A 20,215-nucleotide genomic window follows, 5' to 3' on the forward strand; every position below is an offset into this window, starting at 1 on the left:
CGGCGCGACAGGTGGGGGCCGCAGCAGGGACCATCGGGGGTCCGATCGGTAGGCTCCGTGGCATGGAGCATGAGGTTGTCGTCCCGATGCCGGCCGAGCTGGTCCGGCAGGCCCTGCTGGATCCGGCTCTGCTGGCCCGTTGCGTGCCGGGGCTCAGCACCGAGCCCGCCGCCGTCGGCAGCGGCCCCGCCGAGGAGATCGGCGGACGGCTGAAGCTGCGGGTCGGCGCCTCCACCATCACCTACCGCGGCGTGCTGTCGCTGATCGAGGGCCGCGAGGGCGTGCTCACCGTGTTCGCCGAGGGCCAGGAGGCACGCGGCAGCGGCGAGGCGACCGCCACCCTCCGGGTCAGCGTCGCCGAGGGCGCCGAGGACGGCAGCGCACTGGTCCGGTTCACCGGCGACCTGAGCGCCACCGGGCGGCTGACCGAGTTCGACGAGGAGACCCTCGCCGCGACCGGCCGCCGTCTGCTGGACCGCTTCGCCGCCGCCCTCGCCTCCCCCGACGCGGAGCCGGAGGCGGACGTGGACATGGACGTGGACATGGACACGGATGCAGAGGCTGACGTGGACGCGGAGGCGGACGTGAACGCGGAGGCGGAGGCGGCCGACACCGAGGCGGACGCGAAGGCCGCCCAGGAGGCCGAGGCCGAGGAGCCCGCGGCGAGCGAGGACACGGCCCAGGACACCGAGGACTCCGCCGCCTCCGACGACGCCGAGGAGGCCGACGTCGCCGAGGAGGCCGACGTCGCCGAGGAGGCCGACGTCGCCGAGGAGGCCGAGGGCACGGAGGGCACGGAGGAGGTGGAGGGCACGGAGGGCGCCGAGGACGCCGAAGAGGCCGAAGAGGCCGAAGAGCCCACCGCCACCGTGTTCTTCCTGGACGACCACCAGAGCGAGCCCGGCGAGGACCTCGACGACGACCTCTCCGACCTGATCGCCTTCTCCGACGCCGACGCCGAGCGCTTCGGCCTGCCCACCGGCGACCCGGCCGGCCGCGAGGACGAGCACGAGGACTCCGAGGGCGCCGAGGACCCCGCCGCCGCGGAGGAGCCGCCCGCCGGACTCCCCGCCGAGCTGCCCTTCGAGTACGAGCAGGAGCCGGTGCTCAGCGGCCCCGTCCGCCGCAGCATCGTCGGCCGCTCCGCCGAGGAGGTGGACCACGCGCCGCCGCGCGGCCGCTACGCCCCCGCCCTGCCGGCCCGCAGCGCGCGGGCCCGGGCGGCGTCCCGCTGGGGCGGCGAGGCCGGCGGAATCGTGGTGCCGGGCCCGGGCGGCCGCAGTGCCGTGCCGTGGATGATCGGCGGCGGTGTCGCGCTGGTCGGCGGCGCCGTGGTGCTGGTCAGGGCGCTGCGCCGACGCTAGCCGGGCTCCCAGGGCCTAGACTGAACGCTCATGAGCAACGACCGCGACGCCCTGCTGGCACAGATCAAGGACAAGGCCGTCGTGCACGGCAAGGTCACCCTTTCCTCCGGCAAGGAGGCCGACTACTACGTCGACCTGCGCCGGATCACGCTGGACGGCCAGGCCGCCCCGCTGGTCGGCCGGGTGATGCTGGACGCGACCTCCCACCTGGAGTACGACGCCGTCGGCGGTCTGACCCTCGGTGCCGACCCGGTGGCCTCCGCCATGCTGCACGCCGCCGCGGCGCGCGGCCGGGAGCTGGACGCCTTCGTGGTCCGCAAGGCGGGCAAGGCGCACGGCCTCCAGCGCCGGATCGAGGGCCCGGAGGTCAAGGGCCGCCGGGTGCTGGCCGTCGAGGACACCTCCACCACCGGTGGCTCGGTGCTGACCGCCGTCGAGGCCCTGCGCGAGGCGGGCGCCGAGGTGGTCGGCGTCGCGGTGATCGTGGAGCGCGGCGGCGCCGCCGCGGTCGAGGCGACGGGCCTGCCGTACGTCACCGCGTACAACCTGGACGACCTGGGCCTCTGACGGCCCGAGTACGACGAAACGGCCCGGGGCCGGGTGCTGTTCCACGTGGAACAGCACCCGGCCCCGGGCCGTTTCGTCGTCGTTGCGCGGATCAGCCGCGGCGGTGGCGCCCGCCGGCCTGGACGGCCTCGGCCTCCGCGGCGGCCGGCTCGGCGCCGCCCGCCTTCTTCTTCCTGCGCTCGCGCAGGACCTCGATCAGGATCGGCGAGATCGAGAGCAGCACGATCAGCAGCACCGCCGGGATCAGGTACTTGTCGATCACCGGGGCGAGCGCGTCACCGAAGAAGTAGCCGATCAGCAGCATGGACTCGGTCCAGAGCACACCGCCGACCACGTTCCAGAGGAAGAACGTCCGGGCCGGCATCTCCAGGGTGCCCGCGACCGGGTTCAGGAAGGTACGGACGATCGGCATGAAGCGGGCCAGGACCACGGCCTTGCCGGGACCGAACTTGTTGAAGTACTCCTCGGCCTTCACCACGTACTCGCGGCGGAAGATCTTCGACTCGGGCTTGTCGAACATCTTCGGTCCGACCTTCACCCCGATCAGGTGCCCGAGCTGCGCGCCGGCGATGGCGGCGATCGGGGCCCCGATCAGCAGTGCCGCGATCGGCAGCTTCGTGCCCTCGCCGAGCACCGACGAGGCGGCGTTCGAGGCGGCCACGCCCGCGATGATGAGCAGGGAGTCCCCCGGGAAGAAGAACCCGACCAGGAGGCCGGTCTCCGCGAAGATGATCGCGATCAGCCCGATGGCACCGAGGGACGAGATCAGTGATTTGGCGTCGAGCAGGTTGACGGCCAGCTGGTTGTAGTCCACGGCCGCAGGATAGCGGGCCCGTCTTTACCAGGGCTTCGCCCCGGTGGCCGAGAGGACGGTCATCCTTTCGGAGCACCCGGTCATCCGTCCGCCCCGTGCCGCGTAGCACGTGGGAGCGGCCGTCCCGACTGGCGGGCTGCCTGCTGACCCCGGAGCGCAAGTCTGGGAAGATGGCACCGGCGTCCGGGCCGCGGTCGCGAACACCCTCATTGTCGAACCGTGGCGGCCGCCTCGAGCCCAGGTACCGGAGAGCCGCACCGCAGAGCCGCGCTCGGCTGCCGTTACCCCGGAAGTCGTAACGAAGGCGTACACAGCGTCGGACAGCACCGTCCGTACGCCGCAACCCGACAGGAGCGGATCGCATGCCCATCGCAACTCCCGAGGTCTACAACGAGATGCTGGACCGGGCCAAGGCGGGCAAGTTCGCCTACCCGGCCATCAACGTCACCTCGTCGCAGACGCTGCACGCCGCCCTGCGCGGCTTCGCCGAGGCCGAGAGCGACGGCATCATCCAGATCTCGACCGGTGGTGCGGAGTTCCTGGGCGGCCAGCACAACAAGGACATGGTGACCGGCGCCGTCGCGCTCGCCGAGTTCGCGCACATCGTGGCCGCCAAGTACGACATCACCGTCGCGCTGCACACCGACCACTGCCCGAAGGACAAGCTGGACGGCTACGTCCGCCCGCTGCTGGCGGTCTCCGCCGAGCGCGTGGCCAAGGGCCAGAACCCGCTGTTCCAGTCGCACATGTGGGACGGCTCGGCCGAGACCCTGAACGACAACCTGGCCATCGCCGAGGAGCTGCTGGCCCAGGCCGTCGCCGCCAAGATCATCCTTGAGGTCGAGATCACCCCGACCGGCGGCGAGGAGGACGGTGTCACGCACGAGATCAACGACGAGCTGTACACCACCGTCAACGACGCCGTCCGCACCGCCGAGGCCCTGGGCCTGGGCGAGAAGGGCCGCTACCTGCTGGCCGCCTCCTTCGGCAACGTGCACGGCGTCTACAAGCCGGGCAACGTCGTCCTGAAGCCGGAGCTGCTGCGCGAGCTCCAGGACGCGATCGGCAAGCAGTACGGCAAGACCGACCCGTTCGACTTCGTCTTCCACGGCGGCTCGGGCTCGACCGCGGAGGAGATCGCCACCGCGCTGGAGAACGGCGTCGTGAAGATGAACCTGGACACCGACACCCAGTACGCCTTCACCCGCCCGGTCGCGGGCCACATGTTCGCGAACTACGACGGTGTGCTGAAGGTCGACGGCGAGGTCGGCAAGAAGAACACCTACGACCCGCGCACCTGGGGCAAGCTCGCCGAGGCCGGCATGGCCGCCCGCGTCCTGGAGGCCGCCCAGCAGCTGCGCTCGGCCGGCAACCGCCTGAAGTAAGGCTCCGCCGCACGCGGGACCTGGCTCGTGCCCCCCAGTGGTTCACTGGGGGGCATGACCACAGACAGCCCCTTCGCGGGCCAGAACCTCCTCGGGGGCCCGCCCCCGACCCACCTGCCCGCCGAGCCCGCTCCGCTGGAGCTGCTGGCCGGCGGCGCCTCCCCGGCCGAGGTCGCGGCGAAGTACCCGACCTCCTCGCTGGCCTGGGCCCAGCTCGCCGACGACGCCTTCGCCGCCGGCCGCACCGTCGAGTCCTACGCGTACGCGCGCACCGGCTACCACCGCGGGCTGGACTCGCTGCGCCGGGCCGGCTGGAAGGGCCACGGCCCGGTGCCGTGGGAGCACGAGCCGAACCGCGGTTTCCTGCGGGCGCTGCACGCGCTCGGCCGGGCCGCCGCCGCGATCGAGGAGAAGGAGGAGGCCGAGCGCTGCGCGCAGTTCCTCCGGGACAGCTCGCCGACCGCCGCCGCCACCCTGGGCTGATCCGCCCGGTCCGCACGCACGGCCCGCCGTGATCCGCCGGTCCCCGCCGCCCCTCCGGGCCGCGGGGACCGGCGGATTTGCCGTGGATACCCGGTACGTGGACATTCACCTGGTCTCCATGCCAGGGTGTCCGGGCGGGGGGAACGCACACGTCAGTTCGATGGCTCCGCGACCCCACCGGTCCGACAGGAAGCCTCACCGTGCCCACAGCCCGACCCGACCAGCGCGGCTCCCGCGCGCGCAGCTCCCGTGGTGCCGGGTCCCGTGCAGGATCCCGTGCGGGAGGCTCCCGCGCCGCCGCCCCGCGGGCCCGCGGCGGGCGGGCCGGCCAGGGCCAGGCGGGCGGAGGCCGCAGGCGCCGCCAGCGCCGCAGAATCGGCCCGGGGATGGTCTCCGCCCTGGTGGCGGCCGTGCTGATACTCGGCGGCACGCTCTACGTGCTGAACCGCCCCGACGCCCTGCCCGACAGCGGGAAGACCGCCCAGGGCCGGGTCGCGCCGTCCGACCGCGGCACCCCGGCCGCACCCGCCCCGGCCACGACACCGACCGCGACGCCGACCCCCACCCCGCCGCCCGCCCCGGAGCCGAGCGCCCCCGAGCCGAGCGCCCCGGACCCGGGCCCCAGCAAGGGCGCGGGCACCTTCACCGTCGCCCCCGGCGCCGCCGCCGCGGTCGGCAAGGGCACCGTCCGCCGCTACCGGGTGGAGGTCGAGGACGGCATCGGGATCGACCCGGCCGGCGCCGCGGCCCAGGTCCAGGCCATCCTGGCCGACAAGCGGGGCTGGACCAACGACCGCAAGAACGGCTTCCAGCTGGTGGCGAACGGCGCGTACGACTTCACCGTGAAGATCGCGTCACCGGCCACCGTGGACAAGATCTGCGGCGCGGCCGGGCTGGACACCCACGGCGAGGTCAACTGCAACGTCGGCAACCAGGTGCTGGTCAACGTCAAGCGCTGGAACACCGGTTCACCGCAGTTCAGCGGCCCGATCGAGGAGTACCGGGCGCTGATCGTCAACCACGAGGTGGGGCACCGGATCGGCCACGGGCACGAGACCTGCCCGGGCAAGGGCAAGCCGGCGCCCGCGATGATGCAGCAGATCTACGGCCTCAAGGGCTGCGAGCCCAACGCCTGGCCGTACTCGGCGGACGGGACGTACCTCAGCGGCCCGGCAGTGCCCTGAGGCCGGCTGGCCGGTACGGACCTGAGACGGACGGCCGGCGGCACCCCCGTCGACGTCGAGCTGCTGGCCGTCCCGAAGGACGAGGCCGCGGTCAGCCTGGCCCTGCCGGCGATCCAGCGGGACGGTCAGATGACGGTCGCCCAGATGGAGCAGTTCTCCCGCGAGCGGCCGGCGAAGGGCGAGGCCAGGGCCACCCCCGGGGCGGGCACCGCCGCGGTGGCCCGGATCCCCGCGGCGGGCGCGGGCGACATCGTGCTGATCGTGTCGCAGGACACCGACATCACCGGCCGGGACCAGGCGCTCACCGGCGCGCCGCTCCAGCGGGCCGGGGCGGCGCTCGCCGCCCAACTGCACGGCTGAGTCCGGGGACCGCTCAGCCGAGCAGCGGCAGGTACTCCCGCAGGTCGCTCCGCTCACCGCTGGCCGCGACCGCCGCCTCGTCCACCGCGGTCGCCCAGTCGGCCCGGCCGGTGGCGAGCCGGATCCAGGTCAGCGGGTCGGTCTCGACCACGTTCGGCGGGGTGCCCCGGGTGTGCCGCGGCCCCTCGACGGCCTGCACCACGGCGTACGGCGGCACCCGCAGCTCGACCGCGCCGCCGGGCACCCGGTCGGCGAGGGCGTCGGCGAGAAGCCGGGTGACGGCGGCCAGCGCCTGCCGGTCGTGCGGGAAGGCCGGCAGACCGAGCGCGTCGGCCAGGTCGTCGGCGTGCACGACCGCCTCCACCAGCCGGGTGACCAGCATGTCGGCGAGCGTCATCGAACCCAGCCGGATCTCGAACCGCCGCTGCGGGTCGGCGACTTCGGGCCCGTCCAGGACGGCGAGCAGCGCGTCGGCGGCCCGGTCGAAGGCGGCCGCGACCGACGCCGGGTCACCGCCGAACTCCCCGGCGGCGTGCTCCCGGGCCCCGGCGTCCAGCAGCGGCGCGACGGTGCCGACGCCGGCCACCCAGCGCGCCAGGTCCAGCGTCGGACGGCCCTCCAGGGGGTCGTCCAGGTGCGCGGGCACCCAGCCGAGCTGCACCGCGAGGTGCGCGACCAGCTCGCGCACCCGCCACTGCCCCAGCCTGGTCGGCCCCGCGAGCAGCCGCTCGGCGTCGGGGGCGGCGCAGAGCGCGTGGACGGCGTCGCGCAGCGCGCCGGTCTGGGCCGCCAGCGCGGCGCGGACCTTCGTCGGCTGGTACGTACGGGACTTGGCAGGCATGGGCCCAACATACGCCGAGGGGCGGACGGTTCCTTCGAACCGTCCGCCCCTCGTCACAGCCGCATCAGGCGAGCAGGGCCTCGATGACGCCGGTGTGGGCGTCCTTCAGCTCGGCCAGCGAGACGGTGAACTGCCCCTGGACGTCCAGCGCATCGCCGTCGACCACGCCGATCCGGGTGGCCGGCAGGCCGCGTGCGGTGCACATGTCGTTGAACCGGAGCTCCTCGCTGCGCGGCACCGCGACGACCGCGCGGCCGGCCGACTCGGAGAACAGGAACACGAACGGGTCCTGGCCCTCGGGCACGATGATCCGCGCGCCGTTGCCGCCCTTGAGGCAGCTCTCCACCAGGGCCTGGCCCAGGCCGCCGTCGGAGAGGTCGTGCGCGGCGTCGATCATGCCGTCGCGCGAGGCGGCGATCAGGATCTCGCCGAGCAGCTTCTCGCGGCCCAGGTCGACCTTGGGCGGCAGACCGCCGAGGTGGTCGTGGACCACCTGCGACCAGGCCGAGCCGCCGAGCTCGTCCTCGGTGTCACCGAGCAGGTAGAGCAGCTGGCCCTCCTCGGCGAAGGCGAGGGGGGTGCGCCGGGTGACGTCGTCGATGACGCCGAGCACCGCGACCACGGGGGTCGGGTGGATGGCGACCTCGCCGGTCTGGTTGTAGAGCGAGACGTTGCCGCCGGTGACCGGGGTGCCGAGCTCCAGGCAGGCGTCGGCCAGGCCGCGGGTCGCCTCCGCGAACTGCCACATGACGTCCGGGTCCTCGGGGGAGCCGAAGTTGAGGCAGTCGGAGATGGCGAGCGGCTTGGCACCGCCGGCCGCGACGTTGCGGTACGCCTCGGCGAGGGCCAGCTGGGCGCCGGTGTACGGGTCCAGCTTGGTGTAGCGGCCGTTGCCGTCGGTGGCGACCGAGACGCCGAGGTTGGTCTCCTCGTCGATCCGGATCATGCCCGAGTCCTCGCCGACCGAGAGCACGGTGTTGCCGAGCACGTAGCGGTCGTACTGGTCGGTGATCCAGGACTTGGAGGCCTGGTTCGGGTGGCCGGCGACCTTCAGCAGGTCGGCCTTGAGGCCCTCGCCGGTGGTCGGGCGGGCCAGCCGCGCGGCGTCCGGGACGTCGGCCTGCAGCGCGTCCTGCCAGCTCGGGCGGGCGAACGGGCGCTGGTAGGTCGGGCCCTCGTGGGCGACGGTGCGCGGCGGCACGTCCACGACGAGCTCGCCGTGCCAGAAGATCTCCAGGCGCTCGCCGTCGGTCACCTCACCGATGACGGTGGCGATGACGTCCCACTTCTCGCAGATCTCCAGGAAGCGGTCGACCTTGCCGGGCTCGACGATGGCGCACATGCGCTCCTGCGACTCGCTCATGAGGATCTCCTCCGGCGAGAGCGTGTTGTCGCGCAGCGGTACGGTGTCCAGCTCGATCCGCATGCCGCCGGAGCCGGCCGAGGCCAGCTCGGAGGTGGCGCAGGAGAGGCCGGCGCCGCCGAGGTCCTGGATGCCCTTGACGAGCTTCTCGCCGAAGATCTCCAGGGTGCACTCGATGAGGAGCTTCTCCTGGAACGGGTCGCCGACCTGGACGGCCGGGCGCTTGGCCGGGCCGGTGGCGTCGAAGGTCTCGGAGGCGAGCACCGAGACACCGCCGATGCCGTCGCCGCCGGTGCGGGCCCCGTACAGGATGACCTTGTTGCCGGCGCCGGAGGCCTGCGCGAGGTGGATGTCCTCGTGCTTCATCACGCCCACGCAGAGCGCGTTGACCAGCGGGTTGCCCTGGTAGCAGGAGTCGAAGACGACCTCGCCGCCGATGTTCGGCAGGCCCAGGCAGTTGCCGTAGCCGCCGATGCCCGCGACGATCCCGGGCAGCACGCGCCGGGTGTCCGGGTGGTCGGCCGCACCGAACCGCAGCGGGTCCATCACGGCGACCGGGCGGGCGCCCATCGCCAGGATGTCGCGGACGATGCCGCCGATGCCGGTGGCCGCGCCCTGGTAGGGCTCGATGTACGACGGGTGGTTGTGCGACTCGACCTTGAAGGTGACCGCGTAGCCCTGGCCGACGTCGACCACACCGGCGTTCTCGCCGATGCCGACGAGCATCGCGTCGTTCTTCGGGGCCTTCTCGCCGAACTGCTTCAGGTGGACCTTGGAGCTCTTGTACGAACAGTGCTCCGACCACATGACGGAGTACATCGCGAGCTCGGCACCGGTCGGGCGGCGGCCGAGGATCTCCCGGATCCGCGCGTACTCGTCCTGCTTGAGGCCGAGCTCGGCCCACGGCTGGGCGGCGTCCGGGGTCTGCTCTGCGTTCTTGACGGTGTCGAGGCTCATCAGGCGTTCACCAGCTGCTTCAGGACGGAAGTGAAGAAGCCCAGGCCCTCGGTGGTCGGACCGGTGAGCGGCTCCACGGCGTGCTCCGGGTGCGGCATCAGGCCGACGACATTGCCCGCGGCGTTGGTGATGCCGGCGATGTCGCGGTACGAACCGTTGGGGTTCACATCCAGGTAACGGGCCACGATGCGGCCCTCCGCCTCCAGCGCGTCGAGGACGTGCTCGTCGGCGACGAAGCGGCCCTCGCCGTTCTTCAGCGGGACGACGATTTCCTGGCCGGCCGAGTAATCCCGGGTCCAGGCGGTGCCGTTGTTCTCGATGCGCAGCTTCTGGTCGCGGCAGATGAAGTGCAGCGAGTCGTTGCGGGTGAGCGCGCCGGGCAGCAGGTGCGATTCGCAGAGCACCTGGAAGCCGTTGCAGATACCGAGAACCGGCATTCCCAGCTTCGCCTGCTCGATGATGGTCTCCATCACCGGGGAGAAGCGGGAGATGGCACCGCAGCGCAGATAGTCGCCGTAACTGAATCCGCCCGGCAGGACGACGGCGTCGACCTGGTGGAGATCCTTGTCACGGTGCCAGAGGGCGACCGGCTCGGCGCCGGCCAGGCGGACCGCGCGCTGGGCGTCGCGGTCATCGAGCGAGCCGGGGAAAGTGACGACGCCGACGCGGGTGGTCACTTGCCCTCCTCCTCGATGCGGACGGTGAAGTCCTCGATCACGGTGTTGGCGAGAAAGGTCTCGGCGGCTTCGCGGATACGGGCGAGCGCGGCGTCGTCGACCGGGCCCTCCAGCTCCAGCTCGAAGCGCTTGCCCTGGCGGACGTCGGCGATCCCGGTGAATCCGAGACGGGGCAGTGCGCGCTGCACCGCCTGTCCCTGGGGGTCGAGGATCTCCGGCTTGAGCATGACGTCGACTACGACGCGTGCCACTGGCACTCCCGGTGGTGTCTTCGTGAGGCGGGGGAACTCCAGACTACCGGGGGTTTCGGGTGGGATTGCTGGCCGGGGAGGGCGACGCGCGTAGACCCGAGACCCTTACGCCGCAAGGGTTCCGGGCCCGCGCCCCACCCCGGCGGCCACCCCATTTCTGCGGATTCGGCTCGGCGAACGAGAACGGCCGAAGAGCACCCGAATACCGGCACTCCGGGACAGATCGGCCAGCCGAGTGCGCCGCTATCCGGTACTCCGGCGAAGAGACGTGAATATCCGGAAAAGAAAGCCGGACTCTTCGATTTCGACCCGCTTCGGGTGCAGAATAGGGCCACCTGCCGCGGCAAGTGCTGCGTATCCGGCACGCCATCAGGCCTGCCCGTATGCCCTTGCGCGTGTGGTGCACATCAGGCCACGGGAGCGCACCCCGCGCCCTTCGGCCGAATTGCCCGAGAGGATTGACACCCATGGCTCAGCGTGTAGTCGTCACGCTCTCCGACGACCTGGACGGCGGCGCCGCCGCGGAAACCGTCCACTTCGGCGTCGACGGGAAGTCCTACGAGATCGACCTGTCCCTGGACAACGCGGAAAAGCTGCGGGAGGCCCTCGCTCCGTTCGTCGCGGCCGGCCGCCGCCAGAGCCGCACCGGAAAGTCCTTCCGCCGCACCGCGCTCACCCCGGACCCGTCCGCCGTGCGCGCCTGGGCACAGTCGCACGGCATGGAGCTGCCCGCCCGCGGCCGCATCCCCAAGGCGGTGTACGAGGCGTTCGCCGAGGCGAACTGACCCCACCGGGACCCGGTCGTCCCACCTGCCCGAAAGGGTGGGGCGACCACCCCGAACGATGCTGTAGAGTATTCCTCGTCGCCGCAACGGAGAGATCCGAAGAGGCGGCCGGTGCCCCACAAGGCACCGTGCGGACGTGGCTCAGTTGGTAGAGCATCACCTTGCCAAGGTGAGGGTCGCGAGTTCGAATCTCGTCGTCCGCTCGCAGTGCGCGAGCACAGCACAACTCAATAGTTTGACCTGCGGACGTGGCTCAGTTGGTAGAGCATCACCTTGCCAAGGTGAGGGTCGCGAGTTCGAATCTCGTCGTCCGCTCCAGTACGAAGGGCCCCCTCGATCGAGGGGGCCCTTCGGCGTTCCCGGTACGAGGCTTCCCCGCGCGGTATTCCGCGCCGGGCCATTCCCGGCCGGGCCGCCCTCGCCGGGGCGATGACATTTGTCATCGCCGGCCCGGGTAACCGCACCCCGTTCTCATGACGGCGCGCACTGCCCGCGGGGCCCGGGCGGCGGAAGGCTTGAGGCATGGAAACGAGCCAGCCCCCCGCCCTGAGCGAGCCCGTGATCGAGGTCACCGGCCTCCACCGCCACTACGGCTCCGGCGCCACCGGCTACCACGCGGTTCGCGGCGTCGACCTCACCGTCGGCCGCGGCGAGCTGTTCGCACTGCTCGGCACCAACGGGGCCGGTAAGACCTCCACCATGGAGCTGATCGAGGGCCTCGCCGCCCCGACCGGCGGCCAGGTCCGGGTGCTCGGCCACGACCCGCACCGCGAGCGGGCCACCGTCCGCCCCCGGATCGGCATCATGCTCCAGGAGGGCGGCTTCCCCGGCGAGCTCACCGTCGCCGAGACCGGCCGCAGCTGGGCCGGGATGACCAGCCGCAGCCGCCCGGTGGACGAGGCGCTGGAGCTGGTCGGCCTGGCCGGCCGCCGCAACGTCCGGGTCAAGCAGCTCTCGGGCGGCGAGCGCCGCCGGCTCGACCTGGCGATGGCCCTGCTCGGCCGGCCCGAGGTGCTCTTCCTGGACGAGCCCAGCACCGGCCTCGACCCGGAGGCCCGCGCCGCCGTCTGGCGCCTGGTCCGCGACCTCCGGGCCGAGGGCACCACCGTGCTGCTCACCACGCACTACCTGGAGGAGGCCGAGGAGCTGGCCGACCGGCTGGCCATCATGCACGGCGGCCGGGTCGTCACCACCGGCACCGTGGCCGAGGTGATCGCCGGCCGCCCCGCCCGGATCACCTTCGAACTCCCCGAGTACTCCGGTGTCTCCCTCCCGCCGCTGACCGGGGCCGAGGTCCTCGTCACCGGCCGCCGGGTCACCGTGCACACCCCGCGGCTCCAGGCCACCCTCACCGCGCTGCTCGGCTGGGCCGACCTGCACGGCGTCGCGCTCGGCGCCCTCGACGCCCGCAGCGCCTCGCTGGAGGAGGCCTTCCTCGCCATCGCCTCCGAGGCCGCCCACCAACCCCCGGCCGACGCCCCCACCGCCCCCACCGCCCGCCGCCGCCTGATCGGACTCGCCCGATGACCACCGCCGTCTCCACCGCCGCCGCCGGCCCGCAGAGCACCACCGTCCGCCGGCTGCTCGCCCTCGGCCGGGCCGAGGCCACCCTGCTCGTGCGCAACCGGACCGCGCTGTTCACCGCCCTGCTGCTGCCGGTGCTGCTGATCGGCGGGCTGAAGAACGTGCTCGACGAGCAGGCCAAGAGCAACCCCGGACTCGACGTCGACTCGCTGCTGGTCAACGGAGCGGTCGGGATGGTGCTGGCCTTCGTCGTCTACTACAACCTGACCGCCGCGTACGTGGCCCGCCGCGGCGAGCTGGTGCTCAAGCGGCTGCGCACCGGCGAGGCCCGGGACGCCGAGATCCTGGCCGGCACCGCGGTGCCCTCGGTCGGCCTCGCCCTGCTGATGTGCACCGTCATCGGGGTGGTCGGCGCCGGCGCCCTGCACCTCGCGATGCCGGTCAACCCGCTGCTGCTGGCCGCCGGGCTGGTGCTGGTCGTCGGCACCCTGATGGCGCTGGCCGCGATCTCCAGCGCCTTCACCAGGACCGTCGAGAGCGCGGGCATCACCACCATGCCGGTCCTGCTGCTCACCCAGTTCGGCTCCGGCCTGTTCTTCCCGCTGGAGGTCATGCCGGACCGCCTCGCCGACGTCTGCCGCCTGCTGCCCACCACCCCGGCCTTCCAGCTGATCCGCGTCGGCTGGTTCGGCACCGACGGCTCCGGGGCCGCCACCGGCTTCGCCGGCACCTGGGCCACCGCCGCCCCGCACCTGGTCACCGGCACCGTCTGGCTGGGCCTCGCGGCCTGGGGCGCCGTCCGCTACTTCCGCTGGGAGCCGCGCCGCTAGGACCCCTCCGCACCTGGTAGGAAGAGCAGGACACGATCTTGGCCGGACGGGGGACGAAGCAGATGGCCGTACGCGGGCCGATACGCATCTGGAAGGGCTACGGCAAGCCGCAACGCTCCGAGCTCTACCTCCGCTGGTCGCTCTACCTGATGCCGCTGATCCTGCTCATGCTGGTGCTGCTCGCAGCCGGATCCTCCGTCGGCCAGGAGGCCTACCGGAGCACCGCCCAGGTCAGCCTGGTCATCGGCCTGGCCACCACCCTGCTCAGCCTGCGGGCCTACCGCACCTCGCTCGACCACTACCTGAAGCGGCCCACCACCCACCTGCGCTGGCTCGTTCTCACCGGCGCGACGGCGTTGGCCGGCTGCTGGGCCGTGCTGCTGCTCGGCCGTACCGCGGGCCCGGAGAACCCGGCCGGCCCGCCGTTCACCGTCGTGGTCGTCTCCTCCCTGGTGGCCTCGGCCTTCGGCCCGGCGTGCGTGGGCCTCTCCATGCGGCAGGCGTGCCTCGTCGGGATCGCCGGCCGGCTGCTGGTCGTCCCCGCCACGCTGCTGGCCGGGATCGACCTCGCGACGGCGGCCGGGATGGTGGTCGGCGACCTGGTCATGATGGCCGTCATCGGCCTCAGCTGCCGCGGCTGCGCCTGGCTCCAGGGCGTCGTCTGGGAGCTCGACGCGGCCCGCGAGGCACAGGCCCAGCTGGCCGTCGCCGAGGAGCGGCTGAGGTTCTCCCGCGACCTGCACGACGTGATGGGCCGCAACCTCACCACCATCGCGCTGAAGAGCGAGCTGGCCGTCCAGCTGGCCCGGCGCGGCCGCCCGGAGGCCGCCGACCAGATGGCCGAGGTGCAGCGGATCGCCCAGGAGTCCCAGCGCGAGGTGCGGGACGTGGTCCGCGGCTACCGCACCGCGGACCTGCACGCGGAGGCGATCGGCGCCCGGGCGGTCCTGCGCGCGGCCGACGTGGCCTGCGAGATCGACCTCGGCGACGACGCCGACGGGCTGCCGCAGCCGGTCCAGTCGGTGCTCGGCTGGGTGATCCGCGAGGCGACCACCAACGTGCTGCGGCACAGCGAGGCGGGCAACTGCGTGATCCGGCTGCGCCGGGAGCACGGCCGGGCGGTGCTGGAGCTGGAGAATGACGGGGTGCCGGCGGTGCCGATCCCGTCCCAGGGCGGCGGCACCGGGCTGCGGGGGCTGCGCGAGCGGCTGGCCGCGCACGACGGTGAACTGAGCGTCCCGGCCACCGGGCCGGGCCGGTTCCGGGTGCTCGCCACCGTGCCGCTCTGAGCCGCCGTCCCGCCGCGTCACCCCGTAAGCCCGCCACCGCAGGAAGGCCCGCCCGATGACCGACACCGCCCCCGTGCGCGTCCTGCTCGCCGACGACGAGCACCTGATCCGCGGGGCGATGGCCGCGCTGCTCTCCCTGGAGGAGGACATCACCGTGGTCGCCCAGGCCGCCTCCGGCCCGGAGGCGGTGGCGATGGCGCAGGCGCACCGCCCCGACGTCGCGGTGCTGGACCTCCAGATGCCCGGCCTGGACGGCATCCAGGTGGCCACCGAGCTGCGCCGGCTGCTGCCGGACTGCCGCACGATGATCGTCACCGGACACGGGCGCCCGGGCTACCTGAAGCGGGCACTGGAGGTCGGGGTGCGCGGCTTCCTGCCGAAGACCGTCTCGGCGGCGGACCTCGCCGGGATCATCCGCACCGTGCTGGCGGGCGCCCGGTACGTCGACCCGGAGCTGGCGGCGGACGCGATCAGTGCCGGCGAGACGCCGCTGACCCCGCGCGAGACGGACGTGCTGGAGCTGGCCGCCGACGGCACCTCGATCGCCGAGATCGCCGAGCGCGCGGCCCTCTCCCAGGGGACCGTCCGCAACTACCTCTCGTCGGCGGCGGGCAAGCTGGGCGCCGAGAACCGCCACGCGGCGGTGCGGATCGCCCGCGAGCACGGCTGGATCTGAGACCCGGCCGCGCCCGCGGGAGGACGCGCTACACCCAGGGGGTGCCGGTGAGCAGCTGGTAGACCTCGGCGTACTTGGCGCGGGTCTGCTCGACCACCTCGGCCGGCAGCTCCGGCGGCGGCAGCTCGCTGTGGCGGTCCCAGCCGGAGGCCGGGGAGACCAGCCAGTCGCGGATGAGCTGCTTGTCGAAGGACGGCTGCGAGCGGCCGGGCTGCCACTGGTCGGCGGGCCAGAAGCGGGAGGAGTCCGGGGTGAGCACCTCGTCGCCGATCACCAGCTCGCCGTCGAGCAGGCCGAACTCGAACTTGGTGTCAGCCAGGATGATGCCGCGCTCGCGGGCGATGTCCCGGGCCCGGGCGTAGACGTCGAGGGTGGTGCGGCGCAGCTGGTTGGCGAGCTCGGCGCCGACCCGGCGGGCGGTCTCCTCGTAGGAGACGTTCTCGTCGTGCTCGCCGACCTCGGCCTTGAGGGCGGGGGTGTAGATCGGGGCGGGCAGCTCGGAGCTGTTCACCAGGCCCTCGGGCAGCGCGATGCCGCAGACCGTGCGGTCGGCGTCGTACTCGGTCAGGCCGGAGCCGGCCAGGTAACCGCGGGCCACGCACTCGACCGGGATCATCTCCAGGCTGCGGCAGACCAGCGTGCGGCCCTTCCAGTCGGCCGGGGCCCCGGCCGGGGCCTCGGTGGAGATCACGTGGTTGGGCACGATGTCGGCGATCCGCTCGAACCACCACAGCGAGAGCTGGGTGAGGATGCGGCCCTTGTCGGGGATCTCGTTGGGCAGCACCCAGTCGTGGGCCGACATGCGGTCGCTGGCGACCATCACGAGGTCGCCCGACTCGGCGCGGTAGAGGTCGCGCACCTTGCCGGTGTGCAGGTGGACCAGGCCGGGCACCTGGACCGGCTCGGGCTTGGTGACAAATCCGCTCAAGGTCGTCTCAGTCCTCAGGGGTCGTTCGCGGGCGTGGGGCGCGAAAGGGGAGGTCACTGCCCCCGAGTCTGTCATGGACGCCCGCCCGGGCCCCGACGGCCTCGGGCTCAGCCGTTCTTGCAGAGGCGGTCCAGCAGGTTGGCGGTGGCCCGCTGGATCCGCTCGTCGGTGAGGCCGGGCCGGTCCAGCGCGGGCGACCAGGCGAAGGTGCCGGAGGCGAAGACGTACGCGCCGCTCGGCGCCCGGTAGAGCGAGGTCTCCTGGTAGCGGGTGCGGCCGCCGAGGTCCCGGTACGGGGAGTGCGCGAGCAGGACCCGCTCGGTGTGCTCGGGCAGCGCCACCTTGGGGTAGTAGCGGTCGGCCTCGCCCGCCACCAGGCCGGGCAGCTCGTCGCCCTCCTGGACGCCGGTGCCGTCCCAGAGCCAGTGCGCGGTGTGCCGGGCTACCAGCGGGACGGGGGCGGCGACCCGGCCGGAGTACTGGAGGCCGAGCAGGTGCTGCTCGGCCTCGCCGGCGTCCCGCCAGAGCGCGCTGGCGGCTCCGGGGGCGCCGACGGCCGGGCTGCCGGGCTGGACCTTCTGCCGTTTGCGGCAGTTGAGCAGCCGGTTGGGCTCGCCGGAGGGCGCCGGGCTCAGCTCGACCCGCCAGTACATGGTGTTGGCGGAGAGGAAGACCAGCGAGGTGCCGCCGTCCCGGGCCCGTTCGGCGGCCCGGCGCATCGGCTCGGACCAGTACTCGTCGTGGCCGGGGAAGATCAGCGCCCTGTGCCGGGACGGGTCGACCAGGCCGGCGTGCAGGTCGGTGGCGGTGGCGTAGGAGAGGTCGTAGCCGTACCGCTCGGCCCAGCGGATGAAGTCGTAGGCGTGACCGACGTGCAGCGGCAGCCCGGCGGTGGCGTGCGGGCGGTCGAAGGAGACGGTGACGGCCGCCTCCGGCTCGCCGACCAGCCGGCCCTGGTCGTCCCAGGCGTGGTAGAGGCTGGCCCCGCTGCGGCCGTCCTCGGGGAAGAGGTTGTACGCCTGCCAGGTCACGTCCGGGAGCACCAGGAGCAGCTCGGCGGCGTGCGCCTCGTCCTCGAAGTCCCGCACGGTGAAGGGGATGTGGCTGCGGTGCAGCATGTCACCGGTGGTCAGCACCGCGACATAGGCGCCGGGCTGCCAGTGGGCGGGGATCTGCAACCGCCAGGAGTGCCACCAGTGGTGGCAGGAGACCGTCCGGCCGACCACCAGCGGGGCGGGCTGGGCCAGCCCGGCGATCAGCGGGCTGGACGTCATGTGGTGGGCGCCGTCGCCGCCGTAGTGGCCGATCCGGTAAACGTCGACGGTGAACTCGCGGGGCGGGTTGACGGTGACCCGGAAGTCCACCGAGCCGCCGGGGCGGACGACGCCGACCGAGGCGAAGCCCTTGATCTGCTGCACCACGTCGTTGGCGCCCTGCGGGGTGCCGACCGGCGGCTTGGGCCTGGCGCCCCCCGCCAGCGGCTGCTGGCCCGGCGCGTCCACCGAGACGTACCAGGGGACGGCGCCCTCGGCGCCCGCCAGGTACTGGTCCGGACTGCGCAGCCAGGGCAGCGGGCCCTGGCCGAAGGGGTCGGAGACGCTGTACGCGTGCGTTCCGGACTCCCAGCGGCGGTTGAGTTCCGTCCCCACGCGCCCCTCCCACGGATGCACCTCGCCGGATGGCATGTGCCCACCGGATGTGCGTGCGGTCTAATACACCACAGAGTGCTGGCGCTGCGTCACCCCACGGTAGCAACTAGTGGCGATGAATCTTCCGCGCTGCCCCGGAGAGGGCTCCGGCCTGCGAAGACCCGCCGGCCCCGGCTGCCCCGGGGGCGCGAGCGCGGGACCCGAGCGCCCTCCCCCCGCCCGGGGCCGGACGGACCCGGACGGACTCAGAGCCGCACCGGCTTCTCCAGCCGGACGTCGGCGGCGTCCAGCCAGGCGCGCAGCGGGCCGTCCTGGCCCTGTTCGACGGCCTGTGCCACCGGGGCGGCCAGGTCGGTACGGCGGACCCCTCCGATCAGCAGCACCGGGCCGTCCAGCCAGTCCAGGCCGGGGGTGGCCCCGGCGGTGTCGACCGCGGCGCAGCAGACCATCGCGGTGACGTGGTCGACCAGGAGGTCCCGCCCGGTGCGGACGGGCTCCAGCAGCGGCGCGGGGGCCGTGGTGCGGGCCAGCTGGGCGGTGAGCGCGGCGGCCAGCTGCTCGCCATCGCCCTCGGCGAGCCGGACCAGCAGCCGGGTGAGGGTCGGGGAGCCGGGGCGGGCCTGCGGGGCCGGGCGGTCCAGGGCGGACTGCAGGGCCGCGGCGCGGGCCCGCCAGCCGGCGTCCACCACCTCGGCCGGGTAGTCGGCCCAGTCCAGCTCCCGCCAGCCGCCGGAGGCGGGCCGGCCGAAGAACAGCTCCGCGGCGAGCAGCGAGACGGCCTCGTCCACCGTGCCGGGCTCCTCCAGCAGGTCGCAGGCGGGCCGGTCGCCGAGGCGGGTGCCGTAGCCGTCGGCCAGGCGGTCGCGCCGGGACAGCTCGGTGAGCGCGGCGACCACGCCGGCGTTGAGGTGCGCGGGGTGACGGCCGAGCCGCCAGGCGGGCAGCGCGACCCGGGTGAGCAGCCGGTCCCAGCCCGCGTACGCCAGGCCGACCTGCTCCTGCGCGGCGATCCGCAGGCCGTAGTCGACCGCTCGGGCCTGCTCGGAGGCCCAGCCGGCGACGGCCCGCTCCAGCTCGGCGGAGTGCGCGCGGCAGGCGCCGAGCAGCCGGCGGGTGATCCGGTCGGTCAGTGCGGCCGGGCCGCGGCGGCCCGTGGTCGGGGCTGCGGGGGCGGCGGCTCCGGCCGGCCCGGGGGCGGCCTCGTCCAGGCTGGCGTCCAGGCTGCGCAGGAAGCGGCGGGCGGCGGCGATGTCCGGGTCGGCGGAGGCCGCGGTGCCGGCCACCACGGGGGCGAGCAGGGCGCGCAGCTCGCCGGCCCGCATCCACCAGAGGAACGGCGAGCCGATCACCAGCACCGGCGCGGGCGGCTCGTCGGTGCGGCGCGTCGCCCGGAGGCCGGCCCGGCGGTCCGCGGGGACGTCCTCCAGCCAGCTGTCGCAGTCCGGGGTGAGCGCGATCGCGGAGGGCGCGGGGACCTCCAGCCGGTCGGCCAGCTCGTCGATCAGCCGGTACAGCTCGGGGGCCTGGGCCCGCTCCAGCGGGACGGCCGGGGTCCGCGGCGGGACGGCCCTGCGGTAGGCCCGGCCGGCCAGTCCGGCCACCAGCAGGGTGGCGGCGGCCACCGCGCAGACCACCCAGCGCACGGCGTCCCAGGCGGCGGCGTCGGAGGAGCCGGGCGCGCCGAGCCGGCCGGTGAACCGGCCCGCGAGCAGCACCACCGCGACGGCGGCGGGCAGCGCGGCGGCTGCCAGGGCAAGGCCACGGACCCGCAGGACCGCGTGGGCGTGAGCGCGCGCGGTGTCGAAAGCGGCCATACGGTGCGGCACCCCCTTCGGAGCCCTCGGGCGCCCGGCGACGGGCCCTGAGCCGACTCGAAACGATCGGTTCCGACCGGGGAGGCGGCGGCTCCGGTCCCCGGTAGTACATGCTGCGTGGCGCTTCTGACATTTTTGACGCCCGTGCCCGGGTGGGTGTTCCGGATCTCCCCGGTTTCCACTCGTCCCGGTGACGGTGCCCGGATTCCGGACGACCGTGCCGGGGCGTCGTGCGAAGCGGCCCGGGCGTGCCCGCCCGGCCGGACGCCGTCCAGCATCCCCCCGCGCGACCGCCGCTACCCGGCGGCGGCCGCGAGCGGCACGGCCCGGGGCGCTGCGGACCAGCGCACCATAAGGCCGGGCAGCCGGTTACGTCAGCCGGATGCGGTTGCTGTCACTCGATGGGCTGGATTCCGGCCGCCGAACGGTGCGGCGGCCACCAAAAGCGCTCCGATCCCCCCGGACCCGCAAACG

19 protein-coding genes and 2 tRNA genes are annotated in these 20,215 nt (G+C 73.6%); 13 read left to right on the plus strand and 8 right to left on the minus strand.

What is annotated here, in order from left to right; all coding sequences use genetic code 11:
• Positions 1 to 62 precede the first annotated feature (62 nt).
• Both J5Y04_RS30530 and pyrE read left to right on the plus strand, forming a co-directional pair.
• Entirely contained in the window at positions 63 to 1,364 is a 1,302-nt protein-coding gene (locus tag J5Y04_RS30530; RefSeq protein ID WP_209415634.1) for a hypothetical protein, read from the plus strand.
• A gap of 30 nt (positions 1,365 to 1,394) precedes the next feature.
• The gene (gene pyrE / locus J5Y04_RS30535) at positions 1,395 to 1,931 is read left to right on the plus strand and encodes an orotate phosphoribosyltransferase (protein WP_209415635.1); all 537 of its coding nucleotides are present in this window, start codon (positions 1,395 to 1,397) and stop codon (positions 1,929 to 1,931) included.
• 91 nt (positions 1,932 to 2,022) lie between these two features.
• On the opposite strand, the gene J5Y04_RS30540 is transcribed toward pyrE, so the two are convergent.
• Entirely contained in the window at positions 2,023 to 2,745 is a 723-nt protein-coding gene (locus J5Y04_RS30540) for a DedA family protein (RefSeq protein ID WP_209415636.1), read from the minus strand.
• A gap of 362 nt (positions 2,746 to 3,107) precedes the next feature.
• Between J5Y04_RS30540 and fbaA the strand changes: the two genes are divergently transcribed.
• From fbaA to J5Y04_RS30560, 4 genes are all read left to right on the plus strand, one after another.
• Positions 3,108 to 4,130 (plus strand): class II fructose-bisphosphate aldolase, encoded by a 1,023-nt coding sequence (gene fbaA / locus J5Y04_RS30545; protein WP_148643890.1) that lies wholly within the window; start codon positions 3,108 to 3,110, stop codon positions 4,128 to 4,130.
• A gap of 54 nt (positions 4,131 to 4,184) precedes the next feature.
• Entirely contained in the window at positions 4,185 to 4,613 is a 429-nt protein-coding gene (locus J5Y04_RS30550) for a DUF3151 domain-containing protein (protein WP_148643889.1), read from the plus strand.
• Between the two features lie 386 nt (positions 4,614 to 4,999).
• The gene (locus J5Y04_RS30555; protein WP_209415637.1) at positions 5,000 to 5,797 is read left to right on the plus strand and encodes a DUF3152 domain-containing protein; all 798 of its coding nucleotides are present in this window, start codon (positions 5,000 to 5,002) and stop codon (positions 5,795 to 5,797) included.
• Between the two features lie 129 nt (positions 5,798 to 5,926).
• Positions 5,927 to 6,157, plus strand: a complete 231-nt coding sequence (locus J5Y04_RS30560) for a hypothetical protein (RefSeq protein ID WP_209415638.1) — start codon at positions 5,927 to 5,929, stop codon at positions 6,155 to 6,157.
• A gap of 13 nt (positions 6,158 to 6,170) precedes the next feature.
• Here the strand turns inward: J5Y04_RS30560 and J5Y04_RS30565 are convergent, their stop codons facing one another.
• The 4 genes from J5Y04_RS30565 to purS all read right to left on the minus strand — a co-directional run bounded on the left by J5Y04_RS30565 (position 6,171) and on the right by purS (position 10,246).
• On the minus strand, positions 6,171 to 6,998 hold the full coding sequence (locus J5Y04_RS30565; RefSeq protein ID WP_209415639.1) for a sterol carrier family protein: 828 nt from the start codon (positions 6,996 to 6,998) through the stop codon (positions 6,171 to 6,173).
• Between the two features lie 64 nt (positions 6,999 to 7,062).
• Positions 7,063 to 9,318 (minus strand): phosphoribosylformylglycinamidine synthase subunit PurL, encoded by a 2,256-nt coding sequence (gene purL / locus J5Y04_RS30570; RefSeq protein WP_209415640.1) that lies wholly within the window; start codon positions 9,316 to 9,318, stop codon positions 7,063 to 7,065.
• Entirely contained in the window at positions 9,318 to 9,995 is a 678-nt protein-coding gene (purQ, locus tag J5Y04_RS30575) for a phosphoribosylformylglycinamidine synthase subunit PurQ (protein ID WP_148643886.1), read from the minus strand. Before purQ ends, purL begins: the two co-directional genes overlap by 1 nt.
• Positions 9,992 to 10,246: a phosphoribosylformylglycinamidine synthase subunit PurS gene (gene purS, locus J5Y04_RS30580; RefSeq protein WP_209415641.1), complete on the minus strand. Its 255-nt coding sequence runs from the start codon at positions 10,244 to 10,246 to the stop codon at positions 9,992 to 9,994. The genes purQ and purS overlap by 4 nt, the downstream gene beginning before the upstream one ends.
• A 467-nt stretch (positions 10,247 to 10,713) precedes the next feature.
• Here purS and J5Y04_RS30585 point away from each other — a divergent pair, with 467 nt between their 5' ends.
• The 7 genes from J5Y04_RS30585 to J5Y04_RS30615 all read left to right on the plus strand — a co-directional run bounded on the left by J5Y04_RS30585 (position 10,714) and on the right by J5Y04_RS30615 (position 15,350).
• Complete coding sequence (locus J5Y04_RS30585) at positions 10,714 to 11,031, plus strand: Lsr2 family protein (protein WP_148643884.1); 318 nt, start codon at positions 10,714 to 10,716, stop codon at positions 11,029 to 11,031.
• Between the two features lie 130 nt (positions 11,032 to 11,161).
• Positions 11,162 to 11,234: transfer RNA gene (locus J5Y04_RS30590), tRNA-Gly, on the plus strand.
• 39 nt (positions 11,235 to 11,273) lie between these two features.
• A tRNA-Gly gene (locus tag J5Y04_RS30595) sits at positions 11,274 to 11,349 on the plus strand.
• 204 nt (positions 11,350 to 11,553) lie between these two features.
• Positions 11,554 to 12,558, plus strand: coding sequence for an ABC transporter ATP-binding protein (locus J5Y04_RS30600; protein WP_209415642.1), 1,005 nt, complete (start codon positions 11,554 to 11,556; stop codon positions 12,556 to 12,558).
• Positions 12,555 to 13,385, plus strand: coding sequence for an ABC transporter permease (locus tag J5Y04_RS30605; RefSeq protein WP_209415643.1), 831 nt, complete (start codon positions 12,555 to 12,557; stop codon positions 13,383 to 13,385). The genes J5Y04_RS30600 and J5Y04_RS30605 overlap by 4 nt, the downstream gene beginning before the upstream one ends.
• 62 nt (positions 13,386 to 13,447) lie before the next feature.
• Positions 13,448 to 14,674 (plus strand): sensor histidine kinase, encoded by a 1,227-nt coding sequence (locus tag J5Y04_RS30610; protein ID WP_245205745.1) that lies wholly within the window; start codon positions 13,448 to 13,450, stop codon positions 14,672 to 14,674.
• A 55-nt stretch (positions 14,675 to 14,729) separates the two neighbouring features.
• Positions 14,730 to 15,350, plus strand: coding sequence for a response regulator transcription factor (locus tag J5Y04_RS30615; protein WP_148643880.1), 621 nt, complete (start codon positions 14,730 to 14,732; stop codon positions 15,348 to 15,350).
• Positions 15,351 to 15,378: 28 nt separating this feature from the next.
• Here J5Y04_RS30615 and J5Y04_RS30620 read toward each other — a convergent pair whose 3' ends face one another.
• From J5Y04_RS30620 to J5Y04_RS30630, 3 genes are all read right to left on the minus strand, one after another.
• Complete coding sequence (locus J5Y04_RS30620) at positions 15,379 to 16,278, minus strand: phosphoribosylaminoimidazolesuccinocarboxamide synthase (RefSeq protein WP_209415644.1); 900 nt, start codon at positions 16,276 to 16,278, stop codon at positions 15,379 to 15,381.
• 107 nt (positions 16,279 to 16,385) lie between these two features.
• Positions 16,386 to 17,927 (minus strand): N,N-dimethylformamidase beta subunit family domain-containing protein, encoded by a 1,542-nt coding sequence (locus J5Y04_RS30625; RefSeq protein WP_209415645.1) that lies wholly within the window; start codon positions 17,925 to 17,927, stop codon positions 16,386 to 16,388.
• 245 nt (positions 17,928 to 18,172) lie between these two features.
• Positions 18,173 to 19,741, minus strand: a complete 1,569-nt coding sequence (locus tag J5Y04_RS30630; protein WP_209415646.1) for a hypothetical protein — start codon at positions 19,739 to 19,741, stop codon at positions 18,173 to 18,175.
• Positions 19,742 to 20,215: the final 474 nt, after the last annotated feature.

The organism is Kitasatospora sp. RG8 (assembly GCF_017813315.1).
Taxonomy (GTDB): domain Bacteria; phylum Actinomycetota; class Actinomycetes; order Streptomycetales; family Streptomycetaceae; genus Kitasatospora.

Excerpts from the sequence above, each read along its gene's own strand:
- J5Y04_RS30530 (WP_209415634.1), top strand. The coding sequence starts at position 63 with ATGGAGCATGAGGTTGTCGTCCCGATGCCGGCCGAGCTGGTCCGGCAG.
- pyrE (WP_209415635.1), top strand. The coding sequence starts at position 1,395 with ATGAGCAACGACCGCGACGCCCTGCTGGCACAGATCAAGGACAAGGCC.
- fbaA (WP_148643890.1), top strand. The coding sequence starts at position 3,108 with ATGCCCATCGCAACTCCCGAGGTCTACAACGAGATGCTGGACCGGGCC.
- J5Y04_RS30550 (WP_148643889.1), top strand. The coding sequence starts at position 4,185 with ATGACCACAGACAGCCCCTTCGCGGGCCAGAACCTCCTCGGGGGCCCG.
- J5Y04_RS30555 (WP_209415637.1), top strand. The coding sequence starts at position 5,000 with ATGGTCTCCGCCCTGGTGGCGGCCGTGCTGATACTCGGCGGCACGCTC.
- J5Y04_RS30560 (WP_209415638.1), top strand. The coding sequence starts at position 5,927 with ATGACGGTCGCCCAGATGGAGCAGTTCTCCCGCGAGCGGCCGGCGAAG.
- J5Y04_RS30565 (WP_209415639.1), bottom strand. The coding sequence starts at position 6,998 with ATGCCTGCCAAGTCCCGTACGTACCAGCCGACGAAGGTCCGCGCCGCG.
- purL (WP_209415640.1), bottom strand. The coding sequence starts at position 9,318 with ATGAGCCTCGACACCGTCAAGAACGCAGAGCAGACCCCGGACGCCGCC.
- J5Y04_RS30585 (WP_148643884.1), top strand. The coding sequence starts at position 10,714 with ATGGCTCAGCGTGTAGTCGTCACGCTCTCCGACGACCTGGACGGCGGC.
- J5Y04_RS30600 (WP_209415642.1), top strand. The coding sequence starts at position 11,554 with ATGGAAACGAGCCAGCCCCCCGCCCTGAGCGAGCCCGTGATCGAGGTC.
- J5Y04_RS30605 (WP_209415643.1), top strand. The coding sequence starts at position 12,555 with ATGACCACCGCCGTCTCCACCGCCGCCGCCGGCCCGCAGAGCACCACC.
- J5Y04_RS30610 (WP_245205745.1), top strand. The coding sequence starts at position 13,448 with ATGGCCGTACGCGGGCCGATACGCATCTGGAAGGGCTACGGCAAGCCG.
- J5Y04_RS30615 (WP_148643880.1), top strand. The coding sequence starts at position 14,730 with ATGACCGACACCGCCCCCGTGCGCGTCCTGCTCGCCGACGACGAGCAC.
- J5Y04_RS30630 (WP_209415646.1), bottom strand. The coding sequence starts at position 19,741 with ATGGCCGCTTTCGACACCGCGCGCGCTCACGCCCACGCGGTCCTGCGG.